The sequence below is a fragment of the Streptomyces sp. NBC_01429 genome, assembly GCF_036231945.1.
Classification (GTDB): domain Bacteria; phylum Actinomycetota; class Actinomycetes; order Streptomycetales; family Streptomycetaceae; genus Streptomyces.
Genome location: NZ_CP109599.1, coordinates 5,985,178 through 5,999,209, shown reverse-complemented (window position 1 = coordinate 5,999,209; position 14,032 = coordinate 5,985,178). Strand labels below are relative to the sequence as shown.

General features: G+C 72.8%; 12 protein-coding genes. 6 read left to right on the top strand and 6 right to left on the bottom strand.

Annotated elements, in window-relative coordinates:
* The first annotated feature begins 83 nt into the window (after positions 1–83).
* The 4 genes from OG627_RS26395 to OG627_RS26380 all read left to right on the top strand — a co-directional run bounded on the left by OG627_RS26395 (position 84) and on the right by OG627_RS26380 (position 5,745).
* On the top strand, positions 84–650 hold the full coding sequence (locus OG627_RS26395; protein ID WP_329069160.1) for a beta-class carbonic anhydrase: 567 nt from the start codon (positions 84–86) through the stop codon (positions 648–650).
* A 273-nt stretch (positions 651–923) separates the two neighbouring features.
* On the top strand, positions 924–1,967 hold the full coding sequence (locus tag OG627_RS26390; protein ID WP_329069158.1) for an AAA family ATPase: 1,044 nt from the start codon (positions 924–926) through the stop codon (positions 1,965–1,967).
* Positions 1,967–3,322, top strand: a complete 1,356-nt coding sequence (locus OG627_RS26385; protein WP_329069156.1) for a DUF58 domain-containing protein — start codon at positions 1,967–1,969, stop codon at positions 3,320–3,322. Before OG627_RS26390 ends, OG627_RS26385 begins: the two co-directional genes overlap by 1 nt.
* Positions 3,319–5,745, top strand: coding sequence for a transglutaminase TgpA family protein (locus OG627_RS26380; RefSeq protein ID WP_329069155.1), 2,427 nt, complete (start codon positions 3,319–3,321; stop codon positions 5,743–5,745). The genes OG627_RS26385 and OG627_RS26380 overlap by 4 nt, the downstream gene beginning before the upstream one ends.
* A 214-nt stretch (positions 5,746–5,959) precedes the next feature.
* On the opposite strand, the gene OG627_RS26375 is transcribed toward OG627_RS26380, so the two are convergent.
* The 3 genes from OG627_RS26375 to OG627_RS26365 all read right to left on the bottom strand — a co-directional run bounded on the left by OG627_RS26375 (position 5,960) and on the right by OG627_RS26365 (position 8,317).
* On the bottom strand, positions 5,960–6,364 hold the full coding sequence (locus OG627_RS26375) for a DUF3040 domain-containing protein (RefSeq protein ID WP_114626634.1): 405 nt from the start codon (positions 6,362–6,364) through the stop codon (positions 5,960–5,962).
* Between the two features lie 459 nt (positions 6,365–6,823).
* Positions 6,824–7,609, bottom strand: coding sequence for a methyltransferase (locus OG627_RS26370; protein WP_443073541.1), 786 nt, complete (start codon positions 7,607–7,609; stop codon positions 6,824–6,826).
* 114 nt (positions 7,610–7,723) lie between these two features.
* Complete coding sequence (locus tag OG627_RS26365; protein WP_329069153.1) at positions 7,724–8,317, bottom strand: SAV_6107 family HEPN domain-containing protein; 594 nt, start codon at positions 8,315–8,317, stop codon at positions 7,724–7,726.
* Between the two features lie 513 nt (positions 8,318–8,830).
* Here OG627_RS26365 and OG627_RS26360 point away from each other — a divergent pair.
* Together OG627_RS26360 and OG627_RS26355 are read left to right on the top strand one after the other, a co-directional pair.
* A complete protein-coding gene (locus OG627_RS26360; protein WP_329069151.1) occupies positions 8,831–9,478 on the top strand; it encodes a DUF4126 domain-containing protein in 648 nt (215 codons plus the stop codon).
* A 10-nt stretch (positions 9,479–9,488) separates the two neighbouring features.
* Positions 9,489–11,012 (top strand): phytoene desaturase family protein, encoded by a 1,524-nt coding sequence (locus tag OG627_RS26355; RefSeq protein WP_329069149.1) that lies wholly within the window; start codon positions 9,489–9,491, stop codon positions 11,010–11,012.
* Positions 11,013–11,177: 165 nt separating this feature from the next.
* Here OG627_RS26355 and OG627_RS26350 read toward each other — a convergent pair whose 3' ends face one another.
* From OG627_RS26350 to thiE, 3 genes are all read right to left on the bottom strand, one after another.
* Entirely contained in the window at positions 11,178–12,239 is a 1,062-nt protein-coding gene (locus tag OG627_RS26350; RefSeq protein WP_329069147.1) for a hypothetical protein, read from the bottom strand.
* A 51-nt stretch (positions 12,240–12,290) separates the two neighbouring features.
* Positions 12,291–13,208: a methylenetetrahydrofolate reductase [NAD(P)H] gene (gene metF / locus OG627_RS26345; protein ID WP_329069144.1), complete on the bottom strand. Its 918-nt coding sequence runs from the start codon at positions 13,206–13,208 to the stop codon at positions 12,291–12,293.
* A gap of 140 nt (positions 13,209–13,348) precedes the next feature.
* Entirely contained in the window at positions 13,349–13,999 is a 651-nt protein-coding gene (gene thiE / locus OG627_RS26340) for a thiamine phosphate synthase (RefSeq protein ID WP_329069142.1), read from the bottom strand.
* Positions 14,000–14,032 lie beyond the last annotated feature (33 nt).

Here is a 14,032-nt window from a genome sequence, read left to right as displayed (position 1 = left end):
TTAGCTCACACCAAGCCGCGTTGAGGTTCTTTGTCCCCTCTCACCGGGGGCTTCACCACCCTTGGCCGACTAACGTCATGGGTATGTCGACTTCCGCGCATCTCCCCGCAGAGCCCGCCGGGGCCTCCGCCGGTGCGGCCCGTACCGACGGAACAGTCACCGACCGGCTCGTGCACGCCAACAACGACTACGCCGCCGGGTTCACCGACCCGGGCATGGACGCCCGCCCGGTGCTCCAGGTCGCCGTGGTGGCCTGTATGGACGCCAGACTCGACCTGCACGACGCGCTGGGGCTCGCGCTCGGCGACTGCCACACCATCCGCAACGCGGGCGGCGTGGTCACCGACGATGTCATCAGGTCCCTCACCATCAGCCAGCGGGCGCTGGGTACACGCAGCGTGGTGCTCATTCATCACACCGGCTGTGGTCTGGAGAGCCTGACCGAGGAATTCCGGCACGATCTGGAGATGGAGGTCGGGCAGCGGCCCAACTGGGCCGTGGAGGCGTTCCGCGACGTGGACCAGGACGTGCGCCAGTCGATGCAGCGCATACGCACGTCTCCCTTCCTTCCGCACACCGACGACGTCCGCGGCTTCGTATTCGACGTGAAGACGGGGCTGCTGCGGGAGATCGATCCCGCCACCGCCTGAACGGCGGGCCGCCGAGAGGCGTTCGACTGAGCAGCACGGCGCCGGGGCACGTACTCCGATAGGCACCGTTCGAGGTGCCCATCGGAGCAGAAAGCTTGCAAAGCCGACAAATAACACCGACTTATCCACAGGCGGATGACACGAGACGGTAACGGCAACAAGAATGCGAGGGGTGGCAGCGTTCCGGAACCTTCCGGGGACGGTGCCCGTGTTTCGGGGAGGGCCGGGCCGTCTGATGACCTTCGGCCCGAGGAAAGGGCCGAGGAGGGCCGGGTGACGACCTATGACGATCGATCGAGCCTCACTGATCTGACCACCACAGCGGAGCGTGTGCGCGCGTCGGTGGAGGGTGTGATCGAGGGCAAGCCAGAGGTCGTACGGCTTTCGCTGACCGTGCTGCTCGCCGAGGGACATCTTCTGATCGAGGATGTCCCCGGTGTGGGCAAGACCATGCTGGCCAAGGCGCTGGCACGTTCCATCGACTGTTCGGTGCGGCGTATCCAGTTCACCCCGGACCTGCTGCCGTCGGACATCACCGGTGTGTCGATCTACGACCAGCAGCAGCGGGAGTTCGAGTTCAAACCGGGCGCGATCTTCGCCCAGATCGTGATCGGCGACGAGATCAACCGCGCGTCGCCCAAGACCCAGTCGGCGCTGCTGGAGTCCATGGAGGAGCGCCAGGTCACCATCGACGGGCACACCTATGAACTGCCCGACCCCTTCATGGTGGTGGCCACGCAGAATCCGGTGGAGATGGAGGGCACCTATCCGCTCCCCGAGGCCCAGCGCGACCGCTTCATGGCCCGGGTGTCGATGGGATACCCGAGCGCCGAGGCCGAGTTGCAGATGCTCGACGTGCACGGGGGCGTCTCCCCGCTGGACGACCTCCAGCCGGTGGCCCACGCGCACGACATCGTGAAGCTGATCGACGCGGTGCGCACCGTCCATGTCGCCGAGTCCGTCCGGCGGTACGCGGTGGAGCTGGTGGGGGCGACCCGTAACCACCCGGATCTCAGACTCGGCGCCTCGCCGCGCGCCACGCTCCATCTGGTGCGGGCCGCGAAGGCGGCGGCGGCGCTGGCGGGCCGGGACTACGCGCTGCCGGACGATGTGCAGTCGCTGGCGGTCGCCGTGCTGGCGCACCGGCTGCTGCCCACGGCCCAGGCCCAGCTGAACCGGCGTACGGCCGAGCAGGTCGTGCTGGACATCCTCCAGCGCACCCCGGTGCCCACGGCCGACGGGGGCCGGGCCCCTGGGCGGGCGGCGGCGTCCGGCGGCGGGCTCTTCGGCCAGCAGTCCGGCGTTCGGCGGCTGTGATGGCGCCCGGGGGCCCGGCCGCGGCGGACGGCGAGGAGCGCGGCGGGCTGCGGGCGGCGCTGTCCGGGCTGACCACGCGCGGCCGCTCGTTCCTGGCCGCCGGGGTCGCCGCGGGGATCTGCGCCTATGTGCTGGGCCAGTCGGATCTGCTCCGGGTGGGCATCCTGCTCGCCGCGCTGCCACTGATCTGCGTGACCGTCCTCTACCGCACCCGCTACCGGGTCGCGGGCAGCAGGCGGCTGACACCCTCCAGGGTCGCCGCGGGCTCCGAGGCGCGCGTGCACCTGCGGATGGACAACGTCACCCGGCTCCCCACCGGGCTGCTCATGCTCCAGGACCATGTGCCGTACGTGCTCGGGCCGCGCCCCCGGTTCGTGCTGGACCGGGTGGAGCCGGGCGGCCGCCGCGAGGTGTCCTACCGGGTCCGCTCGGACCTGCGCGGCCGCTATCCGCTCGGGCCGCTCCAGCTGCGGCTGAGCGACCCCTTCGGGATGTGCGAGCTGACCCGCTCGTTCAGCGCGTACGACACCCTCACCGTCATCCCGCGCACCGAACCACTGCCGCCGGTGCGGCTCGCGGGCGAGTCCGCCGGGTACGGGGACGGACGGCAGCGCTCGCTGGCGCTGGCCGGCGAGGACGACGTGATCCCGCGCGGCTACCGCTACGGCGACGACCTGCGCCGCGTGCACTGGCGCTCCACCGCCCGCTACGGCGAGCTGATGGTGCGCCGCGAGGAGCAGCCGCAGCGCGCCGGATGCACGGTGCTGCTGGACACCCGGCGGGCCGGCTATCTGGGCTCGGGGCCCGACTCGGCCTTCGAGTGGGCGGTGTCGGGCGCGGCCTCCGCGCTGGTGCACATGCTGGAACGCGGCTTCGCGGTGCGGCTGTTGACCGACACCGGCAGTTCGGTGCCGGGCGAGAGCGCCGACGGCTTCGCCGGGGCGACCCAGGAGTCCGGTGAGGCCGCCGCGCTGATGCTGGACACCCTCGCGGTCGTGGACCACTCGGACGAGCCGGGGCTCTCCCGCTCCTACGACGTGCTGCGCGGCTCCGCCGAAGGGCTGCTGGTGGCCTTCTTCGGTGATCTCGACGAGGAGCAGACAGCGGTGGCCGTGCGGATGCGGCAGCGCGGCGGCGCCGCCGTCGCCTTCGTGCTCGACAGCGGCGGCTGGTCGCAGGGCGCCGGGGCCGCCCGCGGCGAGCAGCGGTTGCGGCAGCTGCGCGAGGCGGGGTGGACCGCGCTCGCCGTGGAGGCGGGGGCCGAGCTGCCCGAGCTGTGGCAGCGGGCCGCGCGCCAGCACGCGGAATCGGCCGTCGCCGGCGGCTCCACAGGGTTCTCCGGAGGATGGTCATGAGCGGTCGCGGAAGGCTGGCGCTGTGTGCGCTGGTCGCCACGCTGATGTCGGCGGGCGCCCTGGTGCCGCTGGTGGAGCCGGCGTTCTGGCTGGTCCAGGCCGGCTGCATGGTGGCGGTGATGAGCGGGGTCGGCGCGCTGGCCAGGCGGGTGCCGCTGGCGCGCACGATGACGGTCGTGCTCCAGGGGCTCGCGGCCCTGCTGATGCTCACGGCGCTCTTCGCGCGGGATCAGGCGCTGCTCGGTTTCGTACCGACCCCGGGGGTGCTGGGCGAGTTCGTGGACCTGCTCACCGAGGGCGGTGACGATGTCGGCCGCTACGCCATACCGGCTCCGGCCACGGACGGCATCAAGCTGATGCTGATCGGCGGCGTGCTGCTCATCGGCCTGGCGGTGGACGCCATCGCGGTGACCTTCCGCAGCGCGGCGGCGGCCGGGCTGCCGCTCCTCGCGCTCTACTCGGTGGCAGCGGGGCTCTCCGGCGGGACCGGCGGCTGGCTGTGGTTCCTCCTCGCGGCCGTCGGTTATCTGCTGCTGCTGCTGGCCGAGGGCCGCGACCGGCTGTCCCAGTGGGGACGGATCTTCGGCGGCGCGGCGGCGCCGGGCCGCTTCACATCCGGGCCCGACGCGGCGGAGCGCCGTGCCCCGGTCCGTACGGGACGCAGGATCGGTGTGGTGGCGCTGGGGGTCGCGCTGGCCGTCCCGGCCGTCCTGCCCGCGCTGGACGGCGGTCTGCTTGCCGAGGCGGGCCGGGGCAGCGGTTCGGGGCCGGGCGGCGGAGGCACCATCTCGGCGGTGAACCCGCTGGTCTCCCTCCAGGACAATCTGAACCAGCCCGAGGACCGCGAGGCACTGCGCTACAAGACCAACGCGAAGAACACCCAGGACCTCTATCTGCGGATCATGGCGCTGGACAAGTTCGACGGAACGTCCTGGCGGTTCTCCCAGCGCGGCGTCGAGGACGTGCCCGACCGGCTGCCCGGCGCGCCCGGTCTGCGCTCCGATGTCAGCACCACCGAGGTCACCACCAACATCTCGGCCGCCGGCTGGTACCGGCAGAACTATCTCCCGATGCCCTACCCGGCCACCAAGGTGGATATCGCCGGGCGCTGGCGCTTCGAGCCGACCGGCCGGACGCTGGTGGGCGACCGGGGCCAGTCGACGCGCGGCGCCCGCTACGAGGTCGGCAGCCTGCTGGTCAACCCCACCAAGGAGCAGCTCGCCTCGGCTCCCGAGGCCCCGGCCGCGCTGCGCCGCGAGTACACACAGATTCCGGCGATCCTCCCGGACGTGGTGAAGGAGACGGCGCTCGGCGTCACCGAGGGCGCCACGACCGACTACGAGAAGGCCGTCAGGCTCCAGGACTGGTTCGCGCTGGACGGCGGGTTCAGCTACAACACCGAGGTCGATTCGGGCACCGGGGTCGCTGCGATCACCCGTTTCCTCCAGAACAAGGAGGGGTTCTGCGTCCACTTCTCCTTCGCGATGGCCGCGATGGCCCGCACGCTGGGCATACCGGCGCGGGTCGCGGTGGGCTTCACCCCGGGCACCCCGCAGTCCGACGGCAGCATGTCGGTGGGGCTGCGGGACGCGCACGCCTGGCCCGAGCTGTACTTCGAGGGCGTCGGCTGGACCCGGTTCGAGCCGACCCCGAGCCGGGGCAGCGCGCCGGACTACACCCGCCCCGACGCCCCTGTCGACGGGCCGACGGACCCGAGCAGCCCCGACGCCAGTGCGTCGGACACGCCGTCCGACGAGCCGTCCGCCTCGGACAGCTGCCCGGCCCAGGGCCGGCAGCCGGCCGAGTGCGGCACGGCCGTGGCCGACGGTGCGGTGCCGCCGACGGACGCGGGACCGCCGGTGGGGACGGTGATCGGGATCGTCCTGAGCGCGCTGGCCGTGCTGCTGATCCCCCTGCTGCCGCTGCTGTGGCGGACCCGGATCCGTGCCCTGCGGCTCGGATCGGCGGGACGCACCGTCGAGGACGCCTCGGCGCGGACGCTGGCGGCCTGGCGGGAAATCACGGATACGGCCTGGGATCACGGCATCCCGCCGGACGATTCGCGGACGCCCCGCAAGACGGCGGCCAGAATCGTCCGGCTGGGCGGGCTGGAAGGGCTGCCCGCCGAGGCGGTGCACCGGGTGGCCGGTGCGGTGGAGCGGGTTCTGTACGCGCCGGATCCCCAGCCGGGTACGGGCCTCGCCGAGGACGCCCGGCTGGTCAGGGAGGGTCTGCGGGCCGCCGCGGGCCGCTGGCCCCGGCTGCGCGCACTGCTCGCGCCCCGCTCGTCCGTTCGGGTTGTCTGGGCCGCCTCGGAGCGGCTGCGGGCGCTGAACGACCGCTGGGCGGCCGGGCGCGCGAGGCTCGCCACCCGCTGGGCGGCGGCCACAACCCGCTTGCGGCCGTCCCGGCAGCGCGGCTGACCGAAGAAGCGGGGCGCCGCACAGCGGAGCGGACCGGAGCGGGACGAGAAGGACGGGACGCCGGGTACTGACACGGATCAGTGCCCGGCGTTCCGGCGTTCCGGAGCCAGGCATCCGGCATCCCGCCCGCGGCCTGCGGCTCGGCGCGCACACGGCTGAGGGGCGAACGCGTGATGCGTTCGCCCCTCAGCCGTACGGTTACTGCTTCAAGGACTCACTGGCCCTGTTCGTCACGGCGGCGCTGCCACCGCTGCTCGATCCGGTTCATCATCGAGCGACGCTGTCTGGGTTGTCGCCGGTCGGCCGGGGCGCCCGAGGCACCGCCCGCCGTCTGTTGCTCACCTGGTTTGGGCGCTTTGCGCCAGCCGGTGACCGCCAGGACCGCACAGCCCAGCATGACGAGGAACCCCACCACGCTGATCCAGATCTGCTGGGCGACCATTCCGGCCATGAGGAGCGCGATACCCACCAGGAAGCCTGCGACTGCCTGGTAGACCCGTCGCCGGGTGTATGTACGCAGCCCGCTTCCCTCAAGCGCTGTCGCGAACTTGGGATCTTCGGCGTACAGCGCTCGCTCCATTTGCTCGAGCATTCGCTGCTCGTGCTCCGAGAGCGGCACGGAGTCCTCCTAGTCGTCGGTCGCGGGGGGCGACCGGTATGCGGCTCCTTCAAGGATAGGCAGGGAATCGCCCCCGTGAAACCCGCCCTCAACGCCAATTCGCCATTCCGGGCCACCATGTCGGCTCGGCTGTTGAGGCGTTGATTCCCCAACCATCGACCCGTCATGCCGGATGGTGTACCCCGATCATACGGCGCCGGGGGCGCCGCCGGGGGGCCTGTGGCGCACTCCATGCGCCGCTGCGTCGCTGATCAGCCACGCGATGGGTGCTTCCGGGCCCCCTCGGCCCGCTCCGGAGCGGGCCAGGAGGCTCTGTGCGGGCTCTCGCGGGCCGGAGGGAACGCTCTTCCACAAGGTGCTGGGGAAAGCTTCTCCCGGAGGTTCCGGAACCGCCCGGCCAAGCCCTGGAGAGCCCCGGAGAACCCGGAAGAAACCCGGAGAGCCCCGAGAAGCCCGGGGTCAGCTCCGCTTCTCGCCCAGGACATGCAGCTGCGAGGCCACGGCGTGGAAGGCGGGCAGCGCGGCCGCCTCCGCCTCCAGCTTCAGCAGCGCGTCCAGCGCACCTGGCTGGGTGTCCACCAGGCTGCCGGGCACCAGGTCGGCGAAGACCCGTACCCCGTGCACGGCGCCCACCCGCAGGCCGGCCGCGCCGACCAGCTCCGTGAGCTGCTCGGCGGTGAACCGCCTGGGCACCGGGTCGCCCTCGCCCCAGCGTCCCGCCGGGTCGCTCAGCGCCTGCCTGGCCTCGGTGAAGTGGCCGGCCAGCGCGCGGGCCAGCACGGCGCCGCCCAGGCCCGCCGCGAGCAGGCTGAGCGCCCCGGCGGGACGCAGCGCCTCCACCGCGTTGCGCACGCCCTCGGCGGGGTCGTCCACGTATTCCAGGACCCCGTGGCACAGCACGGCGTCGAACCCGCCGCGCTCGACCACGTCGAAGAGGCCGTGGATGTCGCCCTGCACGCCACGTACCCGCTCGGCGACCCCCGCCTCGGCCGCGCGGCGCTCCAGCGCGAAGAGCGCGTTCGGGCTGGGGTCGACCACGGTCACCCGGTGCCCCAGACGGGCGACGGGCACCGCGAAGTTGCCCGTGCCCCCTCCGGTGTCCAGCACGTCGAGGACGTCCGTCCCCGCCGCCTTGGCACGGCGGTCGAGGGCGTCGCTGAGGACCTCCCAGACCACGGCGGTACGGAGGGAACCACGGGGGCGGGATGGCGTCTCCCCGCCGAAGACAGCGGAAGGCTCCGACACGGCAGTTGACTCCTCGGGGCGGCGCCGCCCCGGACGGCGGGGCGTGGAACAGTGCGGGTTCGGGCTCCACCCTATTGCCTCCGCCCCGCCCGCCCGGTCACCCGGCCGCGCCGCTCACCCGGCGGAATCGCCCGGTCGCGCGGCGGGCGGCCCCGCCCGGTCGGCCCGGGGCCGGGGAAGTACCGGATCGAGCACGAGCAGCCGCTCCACCAGGCGCAGGAACATCGCCGCGTCGCGCAGCAGATCGTCCGCTTCCCGGCTGCTGGCCGCGCCCTTTATCCCGGCCTCGGCGCGCGCCCTGCGGGTGGCGCCCGAGGCGAACAGGCCGCTCCACTCGGTCAGCTCGGGAGCGATCTCGGGGAGCACCTCCCAGGCGCTGCGGATCCGCCGCCTGCGCTGCGGCGTGGTCTCCGGGCGCCCGCGGACCGCGAGCACCGCCGCGGCGGTGCGCAGGGCGGCGAGATGGGCTGTCGCGTAGCGCTCGTTCGGAGTGTCCAGGGCGGCGGCCTCGTCGAGCCCCGTACGCGCCTGGGCGAGCAGATCCAGCGCGGCGGGCGGCGCCGACTCCCGCCGGACGACGGGGTGGACATCGGTGGGCGGTCCGGTCGGGGGCGGCGGTGCGGAGGGAGCGGCGTGAGCGGAGGGGAGCGAGGGCGCAGGGGCGTCCGTACGGCGCCGGTGGGCGGCGCCCGTGAAGGGGCTGGCCATGACGAGCCTCCTGTCGTCGTGTGACGGCGCTGTGGCCGTATGTGTCCATCCTGGAGGACACCACTGACAATCGGCTCTGACCTGCGGTTTTGCCGCACGGGGGACATACGGGACGCCGGTCCGGCGCGGCTCGGTCATGCTGAGCCGCACCGGACCGGCGCCTTTCCCCCGTGTCCCCCGTTCCCCCGTACTCCCCCGTACTCCCCCGTGTCCCGGAACCCCCGTATCCCCCGTTGGTTCCCGGTACTTCTTCCCTCGTATCCCCGTATCCCCCTTTCCCGCGTCCCCCGTTCCCCCGTATCCCCCGTATCCCCCGTCGCGGCAGGGGAGCCGCGCCGTTCCGCCGCCCCGTGTCGGCAGTGCCGGCGCCGCGCCCCCTTCGCGCTCACCACTCTTCCCTCTCCGGGGGTGGCGGCCCATCCGTGTCCCTACTCAACCCGTGCTCTGAGTACGGGTACTCAGAGCGTCCGTACACCGCCCCAGGAGGTGCGCGCTCTGGATACGATCGCGTCCGTGTCCGTACTCCCCCTGATCTTCACCAGCGGCTGGGCCAGCGGTGTCAACGCCTACGCGGTGATCCTGCTGTTCGGCCTGTTCGGCGCGACCGGGCTCACCGACCAGGTGCCCGACTCGCTCCAGCGCACCGATGTCCTGATAGCCGCCGGCGTGCTCTTCGTCTGTGACGCGGTGGCGGACAAGATCCCGTACGTCGACTCGGTCTGGGACACCGTGCACACGGTCGTCCGCCCGCTGTCGGGCGCCGTGGTCGGCGCGCTGCTGGCCGGGCAGAGCGGGTCGCTGCCGGAGATCGCCGCGGGGGCGGTGGGGGGTTCGACCGCCCTGCTGAGCCATCTGGTGAAGGCGGGCACCCGGATGGCGATCAACACCTCCCCCGAGCCGTTCAGCAATGTCCTCATGAGCACGGCCGAGGATCTGGGCATCGCCGCCGTCGTCACGTTCGCGATCTTCCATCCGGTGGCGGCCGCCGTCATCGCGGGCACGCTGCTGCTGGCCGGCATCGTGGTCGTCGCGTTCCTCGCCTCCCGGATCCGCCGCTTCCTGCGGCGCAGGGCCCAGCGCCGCGCGGACCGCGAGGACGCACGCGGCGGCGGCGCCGAGGGCGCCACCCGCGCCGGAGGCCCCCCGGTCCCGGGCGATTAAGGTCCCTGTCATGGCAGGGATTGTGGTGATCGGCGCCGGGATGGGCGCCATGGCGACGGCCGCCCGGCTGGCGGTGGCGGGCCACCGGGTGACGGTGTACGAGCGTTCGGCCACGTACGGCGGGTCGGTGGGCCGGTTCGAGCGGGACGGGTTCGTCTTCGACACCGGGCCGGGGCTGCTGCGGCTGCCGGCCGTCTACCGCGACCTGTTCGTCAAGACCGGCAAGGAGTCCCTGGAGCAGAGCGTCCGGCTCGACCAGGTGGAACCGGCCGCTCACCATCTCTTCGCCGACGGTACGGACGTACGGCTGCCCAACACCTCCCGCGCGGGCGTGGTCTCCGCCCTGGACGCGGCGCTGGGCGCGGGCGCGGGCGAGCGGTGGGCGGAGTTCCTGGGACGGGCCAGGGACGCCTGGGACCGGTCCCGCAGGCCGCTGCTGGAGGAGCCGCTGTGGCCGGACCGGCAGGTGCTCGGGCGCGATCCGTATCCGGCCGTACGGCAGCGGCGGCTGCTGCGCGGCGCCCGGCAGGCGACCACGCTCACGGAGATCGGCGCCTGGGAGCTGGCCGACCCCCGGCTGGCCGCCCTGCTGGACGGCTACGCCCTGGCGTACGGCCTCGATCCGCGCCGCGCCCCGGCGAGCGCGGCCGTGCTGCCGTATCTGGAGCAGACCTTCGGCAGCTGGTATGTGCGCGGCGGAATGCGGGAGTTGGCGCGCGCGGTGTACGAACGGTGCCTGGCCCGCCGGGTGGAGTTCCGCTTCGGCGCCGAGGTCGTCCGGATCGTCGAGAAGGACGGCGCCGCCACCGGGATCGAGCTGGCGGACGGTACGGTCGCGCCGGCCGACCACGTCGTGGCGGGCGTCGCCCCCGAACGCCTCGTCGCCCGGGACCCCGACGGGGACGGCGGCGTACGGCCGCGCGGGACGGCCGGGAGCGGGGACGGCGGCGCTCCGGTGCCGGGCCGGTTCACGGTGCTGCTGGCGCTGCGCGGTGCCCGGGACCCGGACGCGGCGCACCGTACGGTGGTGCACTCCCCCGACGGAAGCGCCGAGGCGGCCGACCTCTTCGCGGGCCGGACCTCCGCCCTCCCCACGGTCACGGTGACCCGCCCCGACGACCCGGCGACCCGCCCCGACGAGAACCACGAGGCGGTGACGCTCACCGCGACCGTGGCGGCGCACGGTCCGCTGGACTGGTCGGACGCCGCACTGCGCGAGCGGTACGCCGACGTGCTGGCGGAGCGCGCCGGGGCCGTGCTGCCCGGGCTGGCGGAGCGGCTGATCCGGCGCGAGGTGCGCACCCCGGCCGACACCGAGGCGCAGACGGGCGCCGCGGGCGGTTCGGTGCCGCCTCCCGCGCTGGCCGGGGCCTCGGGCGGGTTTCTGTATCCGGCCAACGCCACCCGTCTGACCGGGCTGTACCGCGCGGGCGGCTGGGCACATCCGGGGGGCGGACTCGCACATGCCGGGATGTCCGGGGCACTGGTGGCCGGGCTGATCGTGGAAGGCGCGGAGTTCCGGGGCTCGCAGTGAGCGGTGATCGGTGAGCGGCGAGCAGTGCGGCGACCGGGCATTGAATCGCCGGCGCCCTCTCGTCCGTCGCACCGTTCGCACCCGGCGCACACCGCTCGCCGGTGACGCCGCAAGGCCGGTGACAGCTCGTCACCGGCCTTGCGCAGCAGACTGCTTGACCGGTCGTCAGTACCGGTACCGCTGGTCGTTGTAGTTCGGGTCGTAGCCCTGCTGCTGGGGCTGTTCGCCGGGTGCGGGCGGGAACGCGTTCTCGTCGCGCTCGCGCTGCTGCGGGACCCAGACCCCGCCGGGCGGTGTGTCGCCCGCGTACTGCTGGCCGTCGTAGGGGTCGGCGTACTGCTGCCGCCCGCCGCCGAACCCGTCGTACGAGCCGTACTGCTGGCCGTCGTTGGCCGGGGCGCTGTGGGACGAGCCGACGTACGGGTCGGAGTAGGCGGCGTACTGCTGCTCGCCGGCCGCGTTCCCGTAGTCGTACTGCTGCGGGTAGCTGTCCTGGGCCGCGTACACGTCCTGACCGGGGTAGCCCGTGCCGTAGGCGTCCTGGCCGGTGCTGTACGCGTCCTTGCCCGCGTACGCCTCCTGACCCTGACCCGCGTAGGAGTCCTGGTTCGCGTAGCCGTCCCGCGTCGGGCTCGCGAAGACGTCCTGGTCCGCCTGGTCCACCTGGTCCGCGGAGTACTGCGGATAGGCGGGGTAGGCGTCGAAGCCGCCGCCCCATCCGTCGGCGTCCTGCCCGCTTCCCTGGTTCTGACGCCCCTGGTCCTGGGCGGGGCCATCGGACCGCGCGCCGGCCGGGCTCTCGTCGTAGACGCCGTACTGCCCGGTCTCGTCGGGGATCGGCTCCGTCGCGTACACCGACGCGGGGTCGGCGGCCGGGGCGACCGGTTCGTACTCCAGGTCCGAGATCTCAAGGGCGGGTTCACGGTCGGCCGCCGCCGAACTCACCGCCCTGCGGCGGCGGCTGGCACCGGGGCTGCCGCCGATCGACCAGCCGGTGGAGAAGCCGCGGCGGAACGAGAGGGTGACATACGTCTGGCCGACCGCGAAGGCGATCGCGCCGACCGCGATGACGAAGACCTGCGGAATCAGGACTCCGAGGACCACCACGACGAATCCGGCGAAGGCGAGGAGCCGCCAGCGCAGCCGCGCCTTGTACTGGAGCAGTACTTCGCCCAGCAACCACAGGGCCACAATGCCGAATGCGATGTAGAGGACCGTCCAGCCCATGCGCGCCCCTCTCCTGCGACCGCCCGCCCGGGACGGGGCGGGTGCGGCCGGTCACGACTGCACGTGCAGTCCGAGATTCTCGTAGATTTCGAGCGTCGCCGTGGAGTTGTTGAGCGTGATGAAGTGCAAGCCGGGGACACCCTCGGAGAGCAGCTCGGCGCAGAACTCCGTCGCGAACTCGATGCCAATGGAGCGTACAGCGGCCGGATCCTCCTTGACCGAGAGGATCCGCTCTTTCAGCTCGGGCGGGAAGGCAGCGGTGGAAAGCTGCGGCAGCCGCTCCAGCATCTTGATGCTCGTGACGGGCATGATCTCGGGAATGATCGGTGTCGCGCAACCGGCGGCGGCGACCCGGTCGCGCAGCCGGAGGTAGCCCTCGGGCTCGAAGAACATCTGCGTGATGGCGTAATCGGCACCGGCGCGGCACTTGTCGACGAAGTGCCGGGTGTCCGATTCCCAGTCCGCGGAGCGCGGATGCATCTCGGGGAAGGCGGCCACCCCGACGCAGAAGTCCCCGGACTCCTTGATGAGCCGGACCAGTTCGGCGGCGTAGCGCACGCCCTGCGGGTGCTTGACCCACTCGCCCATCGGGTCGCCTGGCGGGTCGCCCCGTACGGCGAGGATGTTGCGGATCCCGGCGTCGGCGTACTGGCCGACCATGTTGCGCAGCTCGGCGACGGACTGGCCGACCGCCGTCAGATGCGCGACGGGGGTGAGCGTGGTGTCGGCGGCGATGCGCTCGGTCGCCTTGACCGTGCCGGCGCGGGTGGAGCCGCCGGCACCGTAGGTCACGGAGACGAAGCTCGGCGCGACGGCCTCGACCCGGCGCAGCGCGTTCCAGAGGTTGCGCTCGCCTTTTTCGGTTTTGGGCGCCCAGAACTCGAACGAGTAGGACGTTTTTCCGGATGCGAGCAGATCACGCACGGTTCGCGCGTGATCCGATCTGGTCGAAGCTGTGCCGAGGGCCATACGTGCAGGTTAGCCAGGGCCCGCCGGTCCCCCCAACCAAACCGGGAACATTTGACGGTAATGCCGGGTAACTGGCCGAATTCGCTGTCCACATTCCGATACGGGAGAGGACGCGATTCCGATACGGGAGGGCACGAGTCTCACTCGGCGCGTTCCCGTACGCGCCGGGCCAGAGCCGCCGTCGCGGCGGCCGGGTCGTCGGCCTCGGTGATCGCGCGGACGACGACGACCCTGCGGGCTCCGGCGTCCAGCACCTCGTCGAGGTTGGCAGCGTCGATCCCGCCGATGGCGAACCACGGACGCGGCGGGGCCAGCGCCGCCGTGTACCGCACCAGACCGAGGCCGGGGGCGGGCCGGCCGGGCTTGGTGGGGGTGGGCCAGCAGGGGCCCGTGCAGAAGTAGTCCACGCCGGGCTCGGCGACGGCGGCGTCCACCTCGGCCTCGGAATGGGTGGAGCGGCCGATCAGCGGGGTGTTCCCGAGGATCGCGCGGGCCGCGGGGACGGGCAGGTCGCCCTGGCCCAGATGCAGCACGTCGGAGCCGATGGCGTGCGCGACATCGGCCCGGTCGTTCACGGCGAGCAGCCGGCCGTGCCGGCGGCAGGCGTCGGCGAAGACCTGGAGGTGGTCCAGCTCCTCGGCCGCCTCCATGCCCTTGTCGCGGAGCTGGACGATGTCCACCCCGGACGCGAGCACGGCGTCGAGGAACTCGGGCAGGTCGCCCTGGCGCCTTCGGGCGTCCGTGCACAGATAGAGCCGGGCGTCGACCGGCGGCCTGTCGGCCGTGGGCATGAGAAATCCCCCCGTTGTCGGTTCTGCGGGTGC

Excerpts from the sequence above, each read along its gene's own strand:
- OG627_RS26395 (WP_329069160.1), top strand. The coding sequence starts at position 84 with ATGTCGACTTCCGCGCATCTCCCCGCAGAGCCCGCCGGGGCCTCCGCC.
- OG627_RS26385 (WP_329069156.1), top strand. The coding sequence starts at position 1,967 with ATGGCGCCCGGGGGCCCGGCCGCGGCGGACGGCGAGGAGCGCGGCGGG.
- OG627_RS26380 (WP_329069155.1), top strand. The coding sequence starts at position 3,319 with ATGAGCGGTCGCGGAAGGCTGGCGCTGTGTGCGCTGGTCGCCACGCTG.
- OG627_RS26365 (WP_329069153.1), bottom strand. The coding sequence starts at position 8,317 with ATGGCCAGCCCCTTCACGGGCGCCGCCCACCGGCGCCGTACGGACGCC.
- OG627_RS26355 (WP_329069149.1), top strand. The coding sequence starts at position 9,489 with ATGGCAGGGATTGTGGTGATCGGCGCCGGGATGGGCGCCATGGCGACG.
- OG627_RS26350 (WP_329069147.1), bottom strand. The coding sequence starts at position 12,239 with ATGGGCTGGACGGTCCTCTACATCGCATTCGGCATTGTGGCCCTGTGG.
- metF (WP_329069144.1), bottom strand. The coding sequence starts at position 13,208 with ATGGCCCTCGGCACAGCTTCGACCAGATCGGATCACGCGCGAACCGTG.
- thiE (WP_329069142.1), bottom strand. The coding sequence starts at position 13,999 with ATGCCCACGGCCGACAGGCCGCCGGTCGACGCCCGGCTCTATCTGTGC.